Raw genomic sequence first — 18,656 nt, 5'->3', positions numbered from 1 at the left:
GCGGTTGGTGCCTGCGACCGGCGCGGTGGCCGAGCCCTCCGGCGCCGGGCCCGCTGGCGACGAAACGCCCGGGCCGACGCTCGCGACAGCGGCCCCGAACACCCCCGCGCTCCTCGCCGAAGGGCCCGAAGTGGCCGGGGACGCCATCGCTGGACTCGCCCAGGCGACGCAGGAGCAGCGAGACCCCACCCCTGCCGCCGGGGAGCCCCGGGATCAAGTCGAAGTACCCCCCTCGGCGCCCCGGCTCGCCGCCGACCGGGCGGCTCGTGCGCCGGCGCCCGGTGCGGGCCTGGTCGCCCCCTCCCTGTCCGGGCCGATCACCGAGCGGCCCACGACGGAGGGCCCACCTGCCGGTCGGCCCCTCACGGTGCCTAAGGTCCGCCAGAGCGACGGGCGGCCCTTCGTCGGTCGTCGAAGGGAACTGCGCGACCTCCACGAAGACATCGCCGGAACCGGGCTCAACACTCTCGCGGGCCGCAAGTCGCCCCGGGCGCGTGTCCTGTTGGTGGCCGGCAAGCCCGGATCAGGACGGACGGCCCTGGCCGAGGAACTGGCCAGGGAACTCGCCCCGCGCTATCCCGACGGGGTCCTCTGCGCACGGTTGACCGCGCCCGGCGGGGTCCGGGTCCCCGCGGAGCGTGTCGCTCGCTCGCTCCTTTCCACGCTGGGCCTGCCCACCCCACCCGGCGCCCACGCCGAGGATCTGACCAGCATGCTTCGCACGGAGCTCGCCCACCGCCGAGTCCTGTTGCTCTTGGACGACGCAGCGGACGCCGAGCAGGTGGATCCGCTGATCCCCGATGCCCCGGAGTGCTTGGTCCTGGCTACCGCCGACGGCCCGTTGACCGGTATTCCGGACGTCCGCCCCTGCACGGTCGGAGGCCTGGACGGTCCGTCGGCGGTGCAGTTCCTCTCCGCCCTGACGGGCTCGGTAAGGATCACCGTGGACCCCCGAGCCGCCGAGGCACTCGCTGAGGAGTGCGGCGGGCAGCCGGCCGCACTCACCCTGGCCGGCGGTTGGCTCGCCGCGCACCCCAAAGCCGCCGTGGCCGACGTCGCGAAGAAGCTCCATGACATGCCCGCATCGCGCAGCCCCCTGGTCCGCACCTTCCACCTGGTCTACGAGAGCTTGCCACAACCCTCCCAGCGGACCCTGCGTCTGCTGCCGCTCGCCCCTGCTGGCCTCGTCGACGCGCACACCGCCTCCGCCCTGGCGGGTAGTTCGGTGGCGACGGCGCGCACCACCTTGGAGGAGTTCGCCGCCCTGGGCCTGCTGCGCCGGCAGCAGCAGGCGTGCGCGGCGCAAGAGGACGACCCCCTGTACCTTCTGCCGGGCTGTCTCGTCGAGCCCTTGAGAGCGCTGATGGAGGCCAAGGAGCGTCCGGCCGAACTGCAGTTGGCAGGGGCCAGGCTCCTGGAGCGGACGGTGCGGCTGCTCCAGTCCTGCCGTGCGATCACCGACCCCGAGGACTCGCCGACCCGGGACAAGCTCGCCGGGCTCCCCCGCGCGCTGCGTTTTGCCGATGCCGAGTCCGCCGCGGCCTGGTTGGAGTTCCGTCTGGATGCGCTGACGGCCTCCGCAGTCCTCGCGGTGGCCGACGGCGAGTTGGACACCCTGGCCCGCCGTCTGGTGGCCGCCCTGGTCAGGGCGCTGGCGGCGCACCGGGGCACGGAGGCAGCGGCGCCGGAACTGTACGGTCTGCACGATCTGGTCCTGGGGGTGGCCGAGCGTCGCGGCCTGCACCGTGAACGCGCCGCGGCGCTGCTGAACCTCGCTGACCTTGATGCCCGTACCGGTCGTACGGAGATCGCCCTGGAACGTTACCGGGCTGCGCTGGACGCCGGACGCGAGGCCAATGACCCCTACGCCACCGGCCGGGCGATGGAATCCGTGGGCGGCACCTACCAGGAGCTCGGTGACTGGCAGCGGGCCGCCGACTGGTACGGCAGGGCGCTCACCCAGCGGCTGGCCCGAGGAGAGCGGCAGGACGAGGCGCGCCTGTACGGCCGACTGGCCACCGTGCTCACCTACGCCGGACGTTACGGAGACGCGCTGCGTGCCTGGCGCGCAGCGGCGGCCGGCCATCGAAAGTTGGCCGATGTGCCGGGGCACGCAAGGGCGTTGAGTGAGATGGCCCGGGTGCAGGAGTACGCGGGGCGGCCCACGGAGTCCCTCCATACCTGCCGAGCCGCGGTGGACCTCGCGCGCACCGCCGGTGACGTGCGTTTGCAGGCGGCGCTCGAATTGCGGCTCGCGGACACCCTGGACAGGCTCGGCGATCCCGCTGCCGCCCGATTGCACCGTGCAGCAGCTGATCGATTGCTGGGGGAGGAGCTTTCGGCCTGCGAAATCCGTAGTGGTTCCGCAGAAGATTGAAGGTTTGTAAGGCTAGACAGGTGGAAATCCTTCATTAGACTGGCTCTGCCGCGGTCGCTCGCGGTATGTCCTGATGCGTACCCTCGGTAGTGGGTATGTATGGCATTGCCCTCTTTTCCCCTGAGTCAAGGACCGTGATCGACGATGAAGGTCGGCATCCCCCGCGAGGTCAAGAACAACGAGTTCCGGGTGGCCATCACCCCTGCCGGTGTGCACGAGCTCGTCCGCAACGGCCACCAGGTCTTCGTCGAGCAGAACGCCGGCGTCGGCTCGTCGATCACGGACGCCGAGTACGTGTCGGCCGGCGCTCAGATCCTGCCCACCGCCGACGAGGTCTGGGCCACCGCCGACCTGCTGCTCAAGGTGAAGGAGCCGATCGCGGAGGAGTACCACCGCCTCCGCAAGGACCAGACCCTCTTCACCTACCTCCACCTGGCCGCCTCTCGGGAGTGCACGGACGCGCTGCTGCAGTCCGGCACCACCGCCATCGCCTACGAGACGGTCGAGCTCGCCAGTCGCGCGCTCCCCCTTCTCGCCCCGATGTCCGAGGTGGCAGGCCGCCTCGCCCCGCAGGTCGGCGCGTACCACCTGATGCGGTCGGCCGGGGGTCGTGGGGTGCTTCCGGGCGGTGTTCCCGGCACCCACGCCGGTGAGGCCGTGGTCATCGGTGGTGGCGTCTCCGGCTGGAACGCCGCGCAGATCGCCATCGGCATGGGCTTCCACGTGACCCTGCTCGACCGTGACATCAACAAGCTCCGCGAGGCGGGCAAGATCTTCGGTACGAAGATCAAGACGATTGTCTCCAATGCCTACGAGCTGGAGAAGGCCGTCATCGAGGCCGACCTGGTGATCGGCGCGGTCTTGATCCCGGGTGCGAAGGCGCCCAAGTTGGTCACCAACGAGCTCGTCTCCCGGATGAAGCCCGGAAGTGTCCTTGTCGACATCGCCATCGACCAGGGCGGTTGCTTCGAGGACTCCCGCCCCACCACGCACGCCGAGCCGACCTTCCAGATCCACAACTCGGTCTTCTACTGCGTGGCCAATATGCCGGGTGCGGTGCCCAACACCTCCACCTATGCGCTGACCAACGCCACGCTGCCCTACATCGTGCAGCTCGCGAACCTCGGCTGGGTCGAGGCGCTGCGTCGTGACCCCGCCCTGGCGAAGGGCCTCAACACCCACGAGGGTCAAGTGGTTTACGGCCCCGTCGCCGAGGCGCACGGCCTGGAGACCGTCGAGCTGAGCAGCCTGCTCGGCTGACCCGCCCGCCTGAAAAAACGATTGCGTCAACGGCTGACGTCAATCTCACGCGTCCGGCCGGACCTCGCTCCTGTGAGGTCCGGCCGGACGCGTATCGGTGCTGGCCCGGACCCGCTCAACTCGCCTCGAACGTAACCCTTTAACCGATTCGCGAACTCTCGAAACCTCCCAGAGGCGGCCCGCGCGCCCTTGACAGGGAGGTGTTCCGTTGCCGACACATCGGGCCGCGTCCGGCCGATTGTGTTGCTGCGGACCGGTGACACGCCATAGAGTCGCCAACCGTCGGCATGGTGCCACGCTGACCTATCGATTAAGTGTCCTGGCCGCATCAAGGAGGTAAGACGACTTGTGAATGAGTCGACATTTACTCCTGGAGGTGGTCAAGCGGACACGCCTGTGCGGGGCCAGAGCCCCGCAGGGCTCGAAGCTGTCGGCTCCGTCGCAGTCCGCACCTTCGCAAACCACCAGCACATGACGACGCCCCAGAAGAGCATGGACGGCCCACACGTGAACTCCATGGCCGGCGACCTGAGCGGCCGAGAGCCCACCGGTTTCGCCGACTACGACGAGGTGCCCGAGGGGCACTTCTACGACCCTGACGCCGAGTACGAGCCCGACCCCGAGTACGCGGCCACTCTCGCCCCCGACGCTGCCCGCCAGCGCCGTGAGCGGATCGGCCCGACCGGACGGCCACTGCCGTACTTCCCGATCCCGGGCCCGCTGACCGGCCACGGCCCGGCAAAGATCATCGCGATGTGCAACCAGAAGGGCGGCGTGGGCAAGACCACGTCGACCATCAACCTGGGTGCCGCGCTCGCCGAGTACGGACGCCGTGTCCTGCTCGTCGACTTCGACCCGCAGGGCGCTCTGTCCGTCGGGCTCGGAGTGAACCCCATGGAGCTGGACCTGACGGTCTACAACCTGCTCATGGAGCGGGGGATGTCCGCCGACGAGGTACTACTCAAGACCGCAGTGCCCAACATGGACTTGCTGCCGAGCAACATCGACCTCTCCGCTGCCGAAGTGCAGTTGGTGAGCGAGGTCGCCCGCGAGTCCACGCTCCAGAGGGCGTTGAAGCCCCTGGTGGCCGACTACGACTACATCGTGATCGACTGTCAGCCCTCGCTCGGCCTGCTGACCGTCAACGCCCTGACGGCCGCTCACAAGGTGATCGTGCCGTTGGAGTGCGAGTTCTTCGCACTGCGCGGCGTGGCCCTGCTGACCGAGACCATCGAGAAGGTCCAGGAGCGCCTCAACCCCGAGCTGGAGCTCGACGGCATCCTCGCCACGATGTACGACTCCCGTACGGTCCACAGCCGTGAGGTCCTGGCGCGGGTGGTCGAGGCTTTCGACGACCACGTCTACCACACGGTCATCGGCCGTACCGTGCGCTTCCCGGAGACCACGGTCGCCGGTGAGCCGATCACCACCTACGCCTCCAACTCCGTCGGCGCCGCCGCCTACCGCCAGCTCGCCAGGGAGGTGCTCGCCCGGTGTCACGCCGAGTGAGTCTGCCCGGAGCCGACGAACTGTTCCGTACCACCGGGGGAATGGCCCTGCCCTCGCCGGCGCCCCGCCGGGCGTCGGGGGAGTCCGACTCGGTCGAGGCGGTTGGCAGCCGTACGTCTGAGCACCCTGCGGGCGCGCCGGAGCCGGGCGAGGGGCAAGACGGACCCGAGGAAGCGCGCCCGAGCGACCGCGGCCCCGCCGTGACACCACCGAGGCGGGCGCAGGAAGGTTCTGCCCCCACCGCGCCGGTCGCCGGACCGGGCGGCGGGCGCCGCCGGGGCAGGGGCGCCAACCGGCGCCCGAGCGGGCGGGAGCGGCACGACGAGAAGATCACGGTCTATGTCTCGGCCGAGGAACTGATGGACCTCGAACACGCGCGCCTGGTCCTGCGCGGTGAGCACGGCCTCGCCGTCGACCGGGGCCGGATCGTCCGCGAGGCGGTCGCGGTGGTGCTGGCCGACCTCGAATCCCGCGGTGACGCGAGCATCCTTGTGCGGCGGTTGCGCGGGCGCTGAACCGCCCCCGGCCGATAGCCTGCCGGTCCGTACCGGCCGCACCCGGCCCCGTAGCCCCGCCCCAGGACCTCCATGCCACCCACCGACGACCGACCCGCTCGGCCCGCGTCCCGCAGCCGCCGCCCGCTGGGTCGCGGCCCGCGCGGCCCGGGGCCGGAGGCGGAGCTTGCCCCGACCCAGGCGGAGCACGGCTGCGGGGGGCCGGCGAGGCCGCGGACGCACCCCACAACACCGTCCCCCGAAGCGGACCGGCCGCGGGCACGGACACCAGACGTCGAGCCAGCACCGGTGGCGGAGGGCGACGGGCGCTTCACCGTCCGGTTGGCCAACTTCGAGGGCCCCTTCGACCTGCTCCTGCAGCTCATCTCACGGCACCGGTTGGATGTCACCGAGGTGGCGCTGTCGCAGGTCACCAACGAGTTCATGGCTCACCTGAAGGCCATGGGCCCCGACGTGGACCTCGATCAGACGACCGAGTTCCTGGTGGTGGCAGCCACGCTGCTCGACCTCAAGGCCGCCCGGCTGCTGCCCGCCGCCGAAGTCGAGGACGAGGCGGACCTGGCACTGCTGGAGGCGCGCGACCTCCTCTTCGCCCGGCTGCTGCAGTACCGGGCGTACAAGCAGATCGCAGGCATCTTCGGCGACCGGCTGGCCGAGGAGGGGCTGCGGTACCCGCGCACGGTGGGACTGGAGCCGCACCACGCCGAACTGCTCCCCGAAGTGGTCCTGAGCATCGGCGCGCGGGGCCTGGCCGACCTGGCTGCCTTGGCCATGCAGCCGCGGGCCGAGCCCCAGGTCTACATCGACCACATCCACGCCCCGTTGGTCAGCGTCCGAGAACAGGCCGCGGTGGTGGTGAACCGGCTACGCGAAGCCGGGGAGGTGAGTTTCCAGGAGCTGACCGAGGACGCGCCGGACGTCCTGACCGTGGTGGCCCGCTTCCTGGCCCTGCTGGAGCTCTATCGGGAGCGAGCGGTCGCCCTGGAGCAGGAAGAGGCGCTGGGGCCCCTCCTGGTGCGCTGGAGTGGTCTGCAGGATGCTCTGCCGGCCGTCACGGACGAGTTCGACCAGGTGGTCGGTGAGGAGGACGGACGATGAGCGCAGACGAGGGCCGGGCACCGCAACGGACGGCGCGGCCGGAGCTCAAGCCGGCCCTGGAAGCCGTACTGATGGTGGTCGACGAGCCGGCTACCGAAGACCACCTGGCACGGGTGCTGGCCCGTCCCCGCCCTGCGGTGGCCGAGGCCCTGCACGAGTTGGCCGAGGAGTACACCGCCCACGGGCGCGGCTTCGAGCTTCGGCAGGTCGCCGGCGGCTGGCGCTTCTACACCCGCCCGGCGTACGCCTCGGCCGTGGAAGCCTTCGTACTGGATGGCCAGCAGGCCCGACTGACTCAGGCTGCACTGGAGACCCTCGCCGTCGTCGCTTACCGGCAGCCGGTGAGTCGATCCCGGGTCTCCGCGGTGCGCGGGGTGAACTGTGACGGTGTCATGCGGACCCTCCTCCAGCGCGGTCTGGTAGCGGAGGCGGGGACGGAACCCGAAACAGGTGCGATCCTGTACAGGACGACGAACTACTTTCTGGAGCGGATGGGCCTTCGGGGCCTGGACGAGCTCCCCGAGCTCGCCCCCTTCCTCCCGGAAGCGGACGCGATCGAGGCCGAGACGCAGGAAGGCGTCCCGTCGTTCGATCCGGACGCACCGGACACCGACGAAGACGACAAGACGGAACTTTGATGCGAAGCAGCGGCAGCGGCAGCAGGAACAACGGCGGCGGACGCGGGGACTCCGGCGGCGGGCGGGGCAACCACCGCGGCGCGGGCAACCCGCGCGACGACAAGCAGGGGCAGCGCCCGCGCCGTCCCCGCCCTGAGGAGCGCCGCTACGACGTGGGCGGCGAGGGCGAGGAGCGTGGTCGCCCGGCCGGTGGCAGCCGCGCCGGCGGCGCCCGGGGCTCGGCCGCCCGTGGCGGCGCCAAGGGCGGCCCCAAGGCGCCGCAGGGCGGCAAGGGCGGTGCCCCCCGCCGGGGCCAGGCAGCGGGCCGCTCCGGCGGTCAGCCGGCTCGGCCGCGTGAGTACGACGCCCGGATCGAGGAGCGCAACCGGGAGCGTTACGCCGGTAGGCCGCAGGCCAAGAGCGTGGGTGCCGAGCAGGAGGGCGAGCGGCTCCAGAAGGTCCTGGCCAGGGCCGGTATGGGCTCGCGGCGTGCCTGTGAGGAGCTGATCGAGCAGGCCCGGGTCGAGGTCAACGGCGAGATCGTCCTGGAGCAGGGCATGCGGGTCGACCCGGAGAAGGACGAGATCAAGGTCGACGGCCTGACCGTGGCCACCCAGTCGTACCTGTTCTTCGCCCTGAACAAGCCGGCCGGTGTGGTCTCCACGATGGAGGACCCGGACGGCCGCCAGTGCCTTGGTGACTACGTCACCAACCGTGAGACGCGCCTCTTCCACGTCGGTCGTCTCGACACGGAGACCGAGGGCATCATCTTGCTCACCAACCACGGTGAGCTCGCCCATCGGCTGACTCACCCCAAGTACGGGGTGCAGAAGACCTACCTGGCCGCGATCCAGGGTCCGTTGCCGCGTGAGGTGGGCAAGCGCCTGAAGGACGGCATCCAGCTGGAGGACGGCTACGCCCGTGCCGACCACTTCCGGGTGGTGGAGCAGACCGGCAAGAACTACCTGGTCGAGGTCGTCCTGCACGAGGGGCGCAAGCACATCGTGCGGCGGATGCTCGCGGAGGCTGGGTTCCCCGTGGACAAGCTGGTCCGGACGGCCTTCGGTCCGATCGCGCTCGGGGACCAGAAGTCGGGCTGGCTGCGCCGTCTGACCAACACTGAGGTCGGGATGCTGATGCGGGAGGTCGGCCTCTGAGCCAGTTCCTACGGGCCGTGGTGCTCGGCTCGGTGAATGAGCCCGGGCATCTCAAGAGGTGTGAAGGTGCTCTATGACATTGCGGTATCGCCTGTGACGTGACGTGCATCCACGCGCCTGGAGAGTTCTCGGTCGCAGCCGGAGGGGGTTGTTCGCCTGCCCTCTCGGAGCCCGCAGCGTTTCGACGCTGCGGGCTCCCTTCGTGTGCGCAGCTGGTCACGGTGTGGCGGGGCGCGCGTTGGCCCAAGCCCGAGGTGGCCCGGCCGGTGCCCCGGAGTCGTCGGAGGGCTTGTGGCGTAGTGGGGAAAGTTTTATGGTCAGGGTGACCATAAAGATGGGGCTCATCCAGAGAACGGGCCGGGGTGTGCCACGGTGCGTGCTGCCGGCCCGAACGACCAGAACCAGGGGGAGCGATGAGCTCAGCCAGGCCCTTGAACTACGACCCGCACGACTACGAGCCCTTCGCCGTGACCGTCGACCTGGCCGTGTTCACCATTCGCAGCGGCACTCTGCACGCCCTCTTGATCCGCCGAGCCGAGGAGCCCTACGCCGGCGACTGGGCGCTGCCCGGGGGGTTCGTCCGCGCTCGTGAGTCGGCCCACACGGCCGCCCGGCGGGAACTCGCGGAGGAGACCGGGATCTCGCCGGACGCCGTGCGGACCCTCCACCTGGAACAGCTGCGCACCTTCAGCGAACCCGATCGGGATCCGCGGATGCGGGTGGTGTCCGTGGCTCATACCGCGCTGGTCCCCGACCTCCCCGAGCCCCGGGGCGGATCCGATGCCGCACACGCACAGTGGGTCCCCCTAGGCCCCGAGGGGCCGCGCCTCCCCGGGGCGTCGGCAGTGCTGCCGCTCGCCTTCGACCACGACCAGATCCTCGCCGAAGCCCGGGACCGCATCGGGGCGAAGATCGAGTACAGCTGCCTCGCCACCGCCTTCTGCCCGCCCGAGTTCACCCTCGGGGAGCTCCAGCAGGTTTACGAGACCGTCTGGGGAACCCCCCTCGACCGGCCCAACTTCCGTCGCAAGGTGCTCGCCACCTCCGGCTTCGTCGAACCGGTCGCCGGGCCCGCACGCCTCACCGGTGGCCGGGGGAAACCGGCCGCGGTCTACCGAGCGGGCCCCGCCACGGCGCTTCAGCCGCCCCTGCTACGCCCCCGACCGGAAGGACAACCCCGATGACCTCCACCGCCTCCTCCGCAAAGCCCCCGGACACGCCGCCGAGCGCCCCAGCCAAGGGCGCCGCCGCCGGCTCGCTCATAGGGCTGGCCCTAGGCGATGCCCTCGGATTCCCCACGGAGTTCAACGACGTACCGGCGATCTTGGCGAAGTGCGGCCCCTGGCGCACCATGGCCCTCCCGACGCCCGCAGTGATCACCGATGACACCCAGATGACCCTCGCGTTGGCGCGCGCCCTGCGCCGGGCGACGGAGCGGGGCCCGCTCGTCCCCGGCGCCCTGGTACCGCCGCTGCGCGAGGAGTTCGTGGATTGGTACCACTCCCCGGAGAACAACCGGGCTCCGGGCGCCACCTGTCTACGGGCTTGTGACCTCCTCGACGACGGCCGCCCCTGGCAGCTCGCCAGCCAGGTCGGCTCCAAGGGATGCGGTGCCAACATGCGGGTCGCACCGATCGGCCTGATGCCTGGTCTGGACGCGGAACAGCGGGCGGGTGCGGCCCAGCTGCAGTCCGCCCTGACGCACGGGCACCCCACCGCGCTGGCCGCTTCCGACCTCACCGCACACGCGGTCCACCTGTTGGCCAAGGGCACCGAACCGACCGGTCTGGTGGGGCGGTTGCGTTCCTACGCGCTGGAGAACCGGGAACGCTACGACGAGTACTGGTTGTCGGACCTGTGGACCCAAGCCCAGGACCCGGACCCGGTCTCCTTCATCAGCCGTGGCTGGGATGACTGCCTCGTTGCCCTCGACCGCCTCGCCGCCGCTCTGCGCCGCCCCTCCCCGGAGACCGACCCCTGCCTGGCCACCGGCGAAGGGTGGGTGGCCGAGGAAGCCCTCGCCACCAGCCTGCTGTGCTTCCTCCTCTTCCCCGAGGAGCCGCTGACCGCCCTGCGCCGGGCGGCTTGCACGAGTGGTGACTCGGACTCCATCGCCTGCCTCGCCGGCGCGTCCGCCGGCGCCCATCTCGGATCCCGGGCCTGGCCGGTGAGTTGGGCGGATCGGGTCGAGCACGGTGGTGAACTGCGGGAGCTGGGAGCCCGGTGGGACGCCTGATACGGCGTTGCATCCGCTGACCGTCCGCCCGGTCCGAGCGGCTGCCGGGACACGGCCTCGGACCGACGGCCGCCCGCGGCGTGCAAGCGGCCCTCTGGCGGCCGTGCGACTGTCCCTGGAGGGGCGCGGAGTGTCTTGGAGTGCTGCCCGGCCGCGATCTCTGCAAGCGTCCGTGGGTCGGCACCCGCAGGTCGGACGGGCCCGGCTGCGCTGACCGTGGGGCGGCCGGCGGGTTACTCCAGGGAGGAAGCCCGCCGGGTGCGCACCAGGAAGTCCTCGACCCGAGCCCGGTCCGGCTCCTGGGGCAACGAAGTGGTGGCCGCGGCCCGTTCAACCTCCTCGGTGAGCCGGTTCATCCGGGCCTCCACCCTGGGCCAGGGAATCTCTCCTCGTCTGACCTGGAGCAGGTAGTCCCGTTCCGTTCCCACGTCGATGATCAGGTTTCCGCTGCGCAGCAGATCGCGGCAGGAGACCAACAGCCGCAACAGGTGCATCGCGTGCTTCCAGCGCGGAGCGCCGTGTTTGCCGATGTCCGCGGCCAGTCTGGTCCGCTGGCCGGCGGCATAGCGGGCGAAGGTCATGTGGGCCCGCCGGGAGAGGAAGGCCTCGCGCAGGTCGAGGAGTTCTCGTCCAGTTCTGGTGATCTGCGTCACCAGAGGCGTGTGGAGGCACTCCAGGACGTTCGGGTTGGCGCGCAACGCGAGCTCGCAGAACCGTTCGATCTCCCAGCTGAACTGTTCGGCCGCCGGGCCCTCCACGTGGGTGGGCGGCATCTCGAGGCGCCAGAAGAGCGGCGTCGGGGCCACGAAGACACCACGCAGATCGGTATCGCTCTCCTCTGTCGCCAGGCCGAAGGCGCGCGAGCCCATCACACAGGAGTAGACGGTGTGCTCGCGCACCAGGGCCTCAGCGGAGAAGGGCATGGCCAGAGGCTACGCCAGGGTGATCGAACCGCCCTCGACCTTGATCTGCGCCTCGGGCAGCGCACGTGTCGCCGGACCATTGGCCACCGCGCCGTCCGCGACCTTGAACTTGCTGCCGTGACACGGGCAGTCGATGGTGCCGTCCACCACCTTGTCCACCAGACAGCCCTGGTGCGTACACACCGCGGAGAACGCCTTGAACTCACCCGCCGCGGGCTGGGTCACCACGACCTTCTCGTCCTTGAACACCTTGCCGCCGCCCACCGGGATGTCCGCCGTCTGCGCCAGGACGCCGCCGGCCACCTCGCCGGGCGCCGAGCCCGCGGTGTCCGAGCCACCGGTCGAGCCGCCCGTGTCGCTGCCCCCTTCGGTGCTCTCTCCGCAGGCGCTCAGTGCCGTGGCCGCCACTGCGGCTGCACCCGCCGCCAAGACCGTGCGTCGGCGCGTGATGTCGCTCATGAACGTCTCCCTGTTCGTCCTACGTCGAGGCGTCCGCGCGGACGCCCCGTTGTTCCCAGTCGTGGCCAGCAGCATCCTGACGGGCGCCCGGCCTCAGCAGAAGCACGGCGCACACAGGATTCCGGTTCAACTCCCGTGAAACCAGGGGACCAGGTCCACCGGGGTGCCGTCCGCTTCCCGGCGAATCTCCCACACCCGGCGCACCGCCGCCCGCTCGATCGGGCCGTACACGTGCGGATATCGGGCGCTCGTCGCGCCCTCACGGCTCACCTCGCAGGTGAGCGCCCGCTCGTCGATCTCGACCGCGAGCAGTGGGCCCGGCTCGTCGCGGTAGTGACGGCCCGCGATGGCGACAGCGGTGGGGCGGTCCGCCGAACAGTGCACGAAACCCACCGACTCCAGATCCTGCGGGGCGTAGGGAAGTTCCGGCTCGGCTGTCCAGTCGGCCTGTGTCACCACATGGAAGATCATGACGACGTTCTACCGCAGGAGGGCGGGGGGAACGGAACAACCCAGGTGGCGGGACCATCGGACAGTGGCGCGGGCGAAGTGCGGAGCGGGTGCGCCCGTGCGGGCCCGGTGGTGGAGGAAGACAGCGGGTTCCCTCTCGGTGGGGCCGGCGCATCTGCCGTCGTCGTGCGCCCGAACACTCCCGATATGAAGGCGACGCTCCGCCTCGCGCCGCACCGCAGCTGACGCCGCACGCCGACCCACCGGGTAATGCCGGACAGCCCTTAGGGTGAACACCCCAGGCCCCGTGCCTCAGCTGACCAGGGAGTGCCCGTGAGAACCGCCGTCGTCATCGGAACCGGACTGATCGGAACCTCGGCGGCGCTCGTCCTCGCCGGGCGTGGGGTCACCGTCCACCTGGTCGACCACGACCCGGCCAACGCCCGGACGGCCGCAGCTCTGGGGGCCGGCACGGACGAGGCGCCCGAGGGCCCCGTGGACCTGGCGATCATCGCCGTCCCGCCGGCGCACGTCGCGGCCACCCTCGCCGACGCCATCGCCCAGGGGATGGCCCGGGCCTACCTCGACGTGGCCAGCGTCAAGGGCGGGCCGCGCAGGGGCCTGGAGGCCCTCGGCGTCGACCTGACCGGGTACATCGGCACGCACCCCATGGCGGGCAAGGAACGCTCCGGACCGCTCGCGGCCACCGCGGACCTCTTCGAGGGCCGCCCCTGGGTGCTCACGCCTACCCGCGACACCGACACCGAGGTGCTCAACCTCGCCCTGGAACTCGTTGCGCTCTGCAGAGCGGTGCCCGTGGTGATGGACGCCGACGCCCACGACCGGGCCGTCGCGCTCGTCTCCCACACCCCTCAGCTCGTCTCCAGCATGGTCGCGGCCCGGCTGCGCAACGCGGATGAGACCGCGGTGCGGCTGTGCGGTCAGGGCATCCGCGATGTCACCCGCATCGCCGCCTCCGAGCCCCGGATGTGGCTGGAGATCCTTTCGGCGAACCCCGGGCCGGTGGCCGACGTGCTGGCCGCCGTGGCTGCCGACTTGGAGGAGACCGTCGGGGCCCTGCGCGCCCTGCAGTCCGCTGACGACGGCAAGCGGCGCGAGGGCGCCGAGGGGATCGAGGACGTGCTGCGCCGGGGCAACGCCGGACGTGAACGGGTGCCGGGCAAGCACGGGGCGGCCCCCACCACGTACGAGACGGTGGCCGTCCTCATCAGCGACCAGCCGGGCGAGCTCGCGCGGATCTTCGCGGATGCCGGGCGGGCCGGTGTCAACATCGAGGACGTGCGTATCGAGCACGCCACAGGACAGCAGGCCGGCCTGGTGCAGCTGATGGTTGAACCCAGGGCGGTGGCCGCACTGACCGCTGAGCTGCGCGAGCGCGGCTGGGCCCTGCGGCAGCAGTAGGCAGCAGTAGCGCCGGCCTCCAGGTCACGGTCCCCGCCAGCGCGCGGGTGTCAGGGTGCTTCCGCGACTCGGTAACCTTGGCAGGGGGCGTTTTCGCGCGCCCTCCTCCACCGCGCTACCAGGAAGGTGCCCGACACCGTGGAACCCACCGCCCGGACCGCCCCCGCCGCAGTGATCGTCGCCATCGACGGTCCGTCCGGTACGGGCAAGTCCAGCACCTCCAAGGCCGTGGCCGCCAAGCTCGGGCTGAGCTACCTGGACACCGGCGCCCAGTATCGGGCCATCACCTGGTGGATGGTGACCAACGGCATCGACATCGAGGACCCCCAGGCCATCGCGGTCGCATCGGCCAAGCCCGTGATCGTCTCCGGTACCGACCCGCACGCCCCGACGATCACCGTCGACGGCGTCGACGTCGCCGGCCCCATCCGCACCCAGGAGGTCACCTCCAACGTCAGTGCGGTCAGCGCGGTGCCCGAAGTGCGCACCCGGATCACCGAGCTGCAGCGGAGCATCGCCGCGCAGGCTGAAGGGGGCATCGTGGTCGAGGGGCGGGACATCGGCACGACGGTGCTGCCCGACGCCGACCTCAAGGTCTTCCTCACCGCTTCCCCCGAGGCCCGGGCGGCTCGCCGCAGCGGTGAGCTGAAGGGCAAGGACGCCGCTGACCTCGCCGCCACCAAGGACGCGCTCGTCAGGAGGGACGCGGCTGATTCCGGCCGCAAGGTCTCGCCGCTGGCCAAGGCGTCGGACGCTGTCGAGGTGGACACCACCACACTCACCCTCGACCAGGTCATCGACCGCGTGGTCACCCTGGTGGAGGACCGACGCGGCGCGATCGAGAAAACCGGGCGGCGGGTCGGGCATGAGTGAATCCGCCTCACCGCGCGGAGCGGCCGTCGGCCGCCGGATCGGCATCGGCCTGATGTACGGTCTCTGGCGCCCCCGGGTGCTGGGTGCCTGGCGGGTGCCGGCTACCGGCCCCGTCATCCTCGCGGTCAACCACGCCCACAACATCGACGGCCCCATGCTGATGGGCACCGCCCCGCGGCCGGTGCACTTCCTGATCAAGAAGGAAGCGTTCGTCGGGCCCCTCGATCCCTTCCTGCGCGGCATCGGGCAGCTGAAGGTGGACCGGGCGGGCGCCGATCGCACGGCCATCAGCAAGGCCCTCGGAGTCCTGTCGGAGGGCGGCGTCCTCGGCATCTTCCCGGAGGGCACCCGGGGCGAGGGCGACTTCGCCTCACTGCGGGCCGGCCTCGCCTACTTTGCGGTACGGTCGGGCGCTCCCATCGTCCCGGTGGCCGTGCTGGGCAGCGCAGACCGTCGCGGCCGGCTGATAGCGGGCCTGCCGCCGCTGCGCGGCCGGGTCGACGTCGTCTTCGGCGAGGCCTTCGATGCGGGTGACGGCAGTGGCCGGCGTACCCGCAAGGCCCTTGACGAGGCGACGGTCCGGATCCAGGGCCAGCTGACCGCCCACCTGGCAAATGCCAGGCGCCTCACCGGCCGCTAGGCGAGACTTTCCGTACAAGACTGTCGGTACCAGTACGAACCTTCAGTAGTGGACCCGCGCTGCGGATGCCACCGATCACCACGAACGACGAGGAAACGGACTTCATGAACGACCAGCACGACCACGGAGCGCTTGGCGACGCCGAGTACGCGGAGTTCATGGAGCTCGCGGCGGAAGAGGGCTTTGACCTTGAGGACGTCGAAGGCGCCATCGAGGAGGCCGGCGCCGGCCCACTGCCCGTCCTCGCCGTCGTGGGCCGCCCGAACGTCGGCAAGTCGACCCTGGTCAACAGGATCATCGGGCGCCGAGAGGCCGTCGTCGAGGACCGCCCCGGTGTGACCCGGGACCGGGTCACCTACGAGGCCGAATGGGCCGGGCGTCGTTTCAAGGTGGTGGACACCGGTGGTTGGGAACAGGACGTCCTCGGCATCGACGCCTCCGTCGCCGCCCAGGCGGAGTACGCCATCGAGGCTGCCGACGCGGTGGTCTTCGTGGTCGACGCCACTGTCGGGGCCACCGACACCGACGAGGCCGTCGTCCGGCTGTTGCGCCGCGCCGGGAAGCCGGTCGTGTTGTGCGCGAACAAGGTCGACGGCGCCTCGGGTGAGGCCGACGCGGCCATGCTGTGGTCGCTCGGCCTGGGCGAGCCGATGCCCGTTTCCGCCCTGCACGGTCGGGGCACCGGCGACATGCTGGATGAGGTGATCAAGGCCCTGCCCGACGCACCGGCCCAGACCTTCGGCACCGCCATCGGGGGACCGCGCCGGATCGCGCTGATCGGCCGCCCCAACGTCGGCAAGTCCTCGCTGCTCAACAAGGTGGCCCGCGAGGAGCGGGTCGTAGTCAACGAACTGGCCGGTACCACCCGTGACCCCGTCGACGAACTGATCGAGCTCGGCGGTGTCACCTGGAAGTTCATCGACACCGCCGGTATCCGTCGCAGGGTGCACCTGCAGTCCGGCGCTGACTACTACGCCTCGTTGCGTACCGCTGCCGCTCTGGAGAAGGCGGAGGTCGCGGTCATCCTCATCGACGCGAGCGAGACCATCAGCGTCCAGGACCAGCGCATCATCACCATGGCCGTGGAAGCCGGCCGTGCCATGGTCGTGGCCTTCAACAAGTGGGACACCCTCGACGAGGAACGGCGCTACTACCTGGAGCGCGAGATCGAGACCGAGCTGGGCCAGATCGCCTGGGCCCCGCGGGTGAACGTGTCGGCCGTGACCGGACGGCACATGGAAAGGCTCGTCCCGGCGATCGAGACCGCCCTCGCGGGTTGGGAGACGCGGGTTCCGACCGGCAGGCTGAACGCCTTCCTCGGTGAGCTCGTCGCCGCGCACCCGCACCCGATCCGCGGTGGCAAGCAGCCGAGGATCCTCTTCGGCACCCAGGCGGGGACCAAGCCGCCGAGGTTCGTGCTGTTCGCCTCCGGATTCCTGGAGCACGGCTACCGCCGTTTCGTCGAGCGCAGGCTGCGCGAGGAGTTCGGTTTCGAGGGCACCCCGATCCACATCTCGGTGCGGGTGCGGGAGAAGCGCGGGCGCAAGAAGTAGCCGCCCGGTAGGGGCGAGTGGGAGAAGGCGATGGGGTCGCGTCCCCGTCGCCTTCTCGGCGTGTCCGGCCGTCTTCACACGCCCCTACGGGGCGCCGGCGGAAGCGCCGCCGGAGCGTGGGCCCCCTGGTATCCAACGGTTCCGGCCGGATGCTGCGGTACCGGGCCGGTACCGGGCCCGGTCTGGGTGGTGAAAGAGGACGGCCAGGTCCCGGTCTGCCCGCTCTGCTGCCCCTGGCCGTCCGCGGCCGTCCAGTGGGGGTTGTCCCAACCGCCCCAACCGCTGCCCCAGGACGATCCCCACGCGGACCCGCCGGGGTGTGCGGTGATGCTCCGGCCGTAGGGTGATCCGAATGCGGTGAAGTCTTCGCCTGATCTGTCGCCGGGCAGTGCGCGAAACGCCCTGCGGTACTCCGAGTAGAGCGCGTCGAAGATCGGGGTGTGCGACTGGCCGGTCTGCGCATCCCGATCCCAAGCGGGGCGCATCGCAGGGATGTGGTTCGGGTACGGCTGGTGGCGGGAGGGGTCGTATGAGTGCACGTACCTGCAACGACCTCGGGGCCTGTCGGATGCGGGGCCGAAGCGGGGAATCACAGATTGCCGGGGGTGCGCAAGGACTCTCACGCACCCCCGGCGTGTCAAACACCTGAGGTGTACTGCTGTGATGTGAAAGGTGACGGCGCCGCGTGAAGGCCAACGGCGCCTGTCTCTGCTAAGAACCCGCCGCCGCCCCGGCCAGCGGCATGGCCGCGCCGACCAGCAGCCCGTTGGCCGCAGCCTTGTCCAGCGCCTCGCGCAGCAGGTCCTCGCGCGCCTGCGCACCGATCGATCCGACCGGTGCCGCGAAGACCAGCACCGTCTGAGAGCGGTTGACCGCAGTCCGCCAACCCTCGGTGACCGGCAGCGCCTGGTGCGCCTGCCACCAGGCCACCGGGCTCCCGCCGGCCGGGCCGGGCTGGAGTACGGCGTGCAACTGGCCCATGGCCAGGAGGACCGACCAACCGGAAAGCACTGACGGAACCTCGTCGGTGTTGCTCACCGGCATGAAGCCCTGCTCGATCAGCAGCTGAAGGAATTCGTCGTCGGGGCCGGTGGTGCCCGGTCGCGTGATCGCGGCGGTCGGCTCCACGACGAGCGCCGGATACAGGTCACCCTTGATCAACACCAGGCCACTGGTGATGCCCAGGACGGCCTGCCCACCGGATACCTCAGGAGCGGCCAGCGGCGGCACGGGGGAGGCGTCCGCGGTAATGCTCGCCACCGCTCCCTGGAGCTGGGCCTCGGCCACCGGGACGACCTGCGAGGGGATGCACTTGGCATGGGCGAAGGCGAGGACGGCCGTCTCCTCTCCGACGAACAGCACCGTGCTGGTGGCTTCCTTCTCGGAGTCGCCCGGGGTGCGGCACGACGTGCAGTCGTAACTGCCCGGCGCGGTCTCGCCGCGGAGCAGCAAATCGGCTTCTTCGTCGCCGATCTCGGCGCGTACGTCATCACTGACGTCGAGCATGCGCGACACGGGGTGACTCCTCGAACTAGGCGTGCGGTGCCGGGGGGGTCCCCGGCTCTCC

18 protein-coding genes are annotated in these 18,656 nt (G+C 70.7%); 13 read left to right on the top strand and 5 right to left on the bottom strand.

From position 1 onward, the window contains the following. Window positions 1-316 precede the first annotated feature (316 nt). From ACFYMC_RS17730 to ACFYMC_RS17690, 9 genes are all read left to right on the top strand, one after another. The gene (locus ACFYMC_RS17730; RefSeq protein ID WP_388525677.1) at window positions 317-2,377 is read left to right on the top strand and encodes a tetratricopeptide repeat protein; all 2,061 of its coding nucleotides are present in this window, start codon (window positions 317-319) and stop codon (window positions 2,375-2,377) included. Between the two features lie 144 nt (window positions 2,378-2,521). Further along, window positions 2,522-3,637, top strand: coding sequence for an alanine dehydrogenase (gene ald, locus ACFYMC_RS17725; RefSeq protein WP_388525611.1), 1,116 nt, complete (start codon window positions 2,522-2,524; stop codon window positions 3,635-3,637). Window positions 3,638-3,985: 348 nt separating this feature from the next. After that, complete coding sequence (locus ACFYMC_RS17720; RefSeq protein WP_388525608.1) at window positions 3,986-5,146, top strand: ParA family protein; 1,161 nt, start codon at window positions 3,986-3,988, stop codon at window positions 5,144-5,146. Beyond that, on the top strand, window positions 5,131-5,661 hold the full coding sequence (locus tag ACFYMC_RS17715) for a hypothetical protein (RefSeq protein WP_388525605.1): 531 nt from the start codon (window positions 5,131-5,133) through the stop codon (window positions 5,659-5,661). The genes ACFYMC_RS17720 and ACFYMC_RS17715 overlap by 16 nt, the downstream gene beginning before the upstream one ends. Window positions 5,662-5,733: 72 nt before the next feature. Next, entirely contained in the window at window positions 5,734-6,759 is a 1,026-nt protein-coding gene (locus tag ACFYMC_RS17710) for a segregation and condensation protein A (protein ID WP_388525602.1), read from the top strand. Beyond that, window positions 6,756-7,397 (top strand): SMC-Scp complex subunit ScpB, encoded by a 642-nt coding sequence (scpB, locus tag ACFYMC_RS17705; RefSeq protein WP_388525599.1) that lies wholly within the window; start codon window positions 6,756-6,758, stop codon window positions 7,395-7,397. Before ACFYMC_RS17710 ends, scpB begins: the two co-directional genes overlap by 4 nt. Next, on the top strand, window positions 7,397-8,533 hold the full coding sequence (locus ACFYMC_RS17700; protein WP_388525596.1) for a pseudouridine synthase: 1,137 nt from the start codon (window positions 7,397-7,399) through the stop codon (window positions 8,531-8,533). The genes scpB and ACFYMC_RS17700 overlap by 1 nt, the downstream gene beginning before the upstream one ends. 413 nt (window positions 8,534-8,946) lie before the next feature. After that, window positions 8,947-9,717, top strand: a complete 771-nt coding sequence (locus ACFYMC_RS17695; protein ID WP_388525593.1) for an NUDIX domain-containing protein — start codon at window positions 8,947-8,949, stop codon at window positions 9,715-9,717. Continuing rightward, window positions 9,714-10,769, top strand: coding sequence for an ADP-ribosylglycohydrolase family protein (locus tag ACFYMC_RS17690; RefSeq protein ID WP_388525590.1), 1,056 nt, complete (start codon window positions 9,714-9,716; stop codon window positions 10,767-10,769). Before ACFYMC_RS17695 ends, ACFYMC_RS17690 begins: the two co-directional genes overlap by 4 nt. A gap of 233 nt (window positions 10,770-11,002) precedes the next feature. Here the strand turns inward: ACFYMC_RS17690 and ACFYMC_RS17685 are convergent, their stop codons facing one another. From ACFYMC_RS17685 to ACFYMC_RS17675, 3 genes are all read right to left on the bottom strand, one after another. Further along, entirely contained in the window at window positions 11,003-11,692 is a 690-nt protein-coding gene (locus ACFYMC_RS17685) for a DNA polymerase beta superfamily protein (protein ID WP_388525587.1), read from the bottom strand. Between the two features lie 9 nt (window positions 11,693-11,701). Beyond that, window positions 11,702-12,151 carry a Rieske (2Fe-2S) protein gene (locus tag ACFYMC_RS17680; protein ID WP_388525584.1) on the bottom strand — a complete coding sequence of 150 codons (450 nt, stop codon included), beginning with the start codon at window positions 12,149-12,151 and terminating at the stop codon, window positions 11,702-11,704. Window positions 12,152-12,277: 126 nt separating this feature from the next. Further along, window positions 12,278-12,622, bottom strand: a complete 345-nt coding sequence (locus ACFYMC_RS17675; RefSeq protein ID WP_388525581.1) for a DUF952 domain-containing protein — start codon at window positions 12,620-12,622, stop codon at window positions 12,278-12,280. Between the two features lie 312 nt (window positions 12,623-12,934). Between ACFYMC_RS17675 and ACFYMC_RS17670 the strand changes: the two genes are divergently transcribed. From ACFYMC_RS17670 to der, 4 genes are all read left to right on the top strand, one after another. Continuing rightward, the gene (locus ACFYMC_RS17670) at window positions 12,935-14,023 is read left to right on the top strand and encodes a prephenate dehydrogenase (RefSeq protein ID WP_388525578.1); all 1,089 of its coding nucleotides are present in this window, start codon (window positions 12,935-12,937) and stop codon (window positions 14,021-14,023) included. Between the two features lie 138 nt (window positions 14,024-14,161). Beyond that, window positions 14,162-14,896, top strand: a complete 735-nt coding sequence (gene cmk / locus ACFYMC_RS17665; RefSeq protein ID WP_388525576.1) for a (d)CMP kinase — start codon at window positions 14,162-14,164, stop codon at window positions 14,894-14,896. Continuing rightward, window positions 14,889-15,536, top strand: a complete 648-nt coding sequence (locus ACFYMC_RS17660; protein ID WP_388525574.1) for a lysophospholipid acyltransferase family protein — start codon at window positions 14,889-14,891, stop codon at window positions 15,534-15,536. The genes cmk and ACFYMC_RS17660 overlap by 8 nt, the downstream gene beginning before the upstream one ends. A gap of 104 nt (window positions 15,537-15,640) precedes the next feature. Beyond that, on the top strand, window positions 15,641-17,089 hold the full coding sequence (der, locus tag ACFYMC_RS17655) for a ribosome biogenesis GTPase Der (RefSeq protein WP_388525571.1): 1,449 nt from the start codon (window positions 15,641-15,643) through the stop codon (window positions 17,087-17,089). 74 nt (window positions 17,090-17,163) lie between these two features. Here the strand turns inward: der and ACFYMC_RS17650 are convergent, their stop codons facing one another. Continuing rightward, window positions 17,164-17,574 carry a hypothetical protein gene (locus tag ACFYMC_RS17650; RefSeq protein WP_388525569.1) on the bottom strand — a complete coding sequence of 137 codons (411 nt, stop codon included), beginning with the start codon at window positions 17,572-17,574 and terminating at the stop codon, window positions 17,164-17,166. A 226-nt stretch (window positions 17,575-17,800) separates the two neighbouring features. Beyond that, complete coding sequence (locus ACFYMC_RS17645) at window positions 17,801-18,595, bottom strand: hypothetical protein (protein ID WP_388525674.1); 795 nt, start codon at window positions 18,593-18,595, stop codon at window positions 17,801-17,803. Between the last annotated feature and the right edge of the window lie 61 nt (window positions 18,596-18,656).

The sequence above is a fragment of the Streptomyces sp. NPDC006879 genome (assembly GCF_042869595.1).
In the GTDB taxonomy this organism is placed as follows: domain Bacteria; phylum Actinomycetota; class Actinomycetes; order Streptomycetales; family Streptomycetaceae; genus Streptomyces.
This window is presented reverse-complemented; position numbering and strand designations above follow the sequence as displayed.

Excerpts from the sequence above, each read along its gene's own strand:
- ald (WP_388525611.1), top strand. The coding sequence starts at position 2,522 with ATGAAGGTCGGCATCCCCCGCGAGGTCAAGAACAACGAGTTCCGGGTG.
- ACFYMC_RS17710 (WP_388525602.1), top strand. The coding sequence starts at position 5,734 with ATGCCACCCACCGACGACCGACCCGCTCGGCCCGCGTCCCGCAGCCGC.
- scpB (WP_388525599.1), top strand. The coding sequence starts at position 6,756 with ATGAGCGCAGACGAGGGCCGGGCACCGCAACGGACGGCGCGGCCGGAG.
- ACFYMC_RS17700 (WP_388525596.1), top strand. The coding sequence starts at position 7,397 with ATGCGAAGCAGCGGCAGCGGCAGCAGGAACAACGGCGGCGGACGCGGG.
- ACFYMC_RS17695 (WP_388525593.1), top strand. The coding sequence starts at position 8,947 with ATGAGCTCAGCCAGGCCCTTGAACTACGACCCGCACGACTACGAGCCC.
- ACFYMC_RS17690 (WP_388525590.1), top strand. The coding sequence starts at position 9,714 with ATGACCTCCACCGCCTCCTCCGCAAAGCCCCCGGACACGCCGCCGAGC.
- ACFYMC_RS17685 (WP_388525587.1), bottom strand. The coding sequence starts at position 11,692 with ATGCCCTTCTCCGCTGAGGCCCTGGTGCGCGAGCACACCGTCTACTCC.
- ACFYMC_RS17680 (WP_388525584.1), bottom strand. The coding sequence starts at position 12,151 with ATGAGCGACATCACGCGCCGACGCACGGTCTTGGCGGCGGGTGCAGCC.
- ACFYMC_RS17675 (WP_388525581.1), bottom strand. The coding sequence starts at position 12,622 with ATGATCTTCCATGTGGTGACACAGGCCGACTGGACAGCCGAGCCGGAA.
- ACFYMC_RS17660 (WP_388525574.1), top strand. The coding sequence starts at position 14,889 with ATGAGTGAATCCGCCTCACCGCGCGGAGCGGCCGTCGGCCGCCGGATC.
- der (WP_388525571.1), top strand. The coding sequence starts at position 15,641 with ATGAACGACCAGCACGACCACGGAGCGCTTGGCGACGCCGAGTACGCG.
- ACFYMC_RS17650 (WP_388525569.1), bottom strand. The coding sequence starts at position 17,574 with ATGCGCCCCGCTTGGGATCGGGATGCGCAGACCGGCCAGTCGCACACC.
- ACFYMC_RS17645 (WP_388525674.1), bottom strand. The coding sequence starts at position 18,595 with ATGCTCGACGTCAGTGATGACGTACGCGCCGAGATCGGCGACGAAGAA.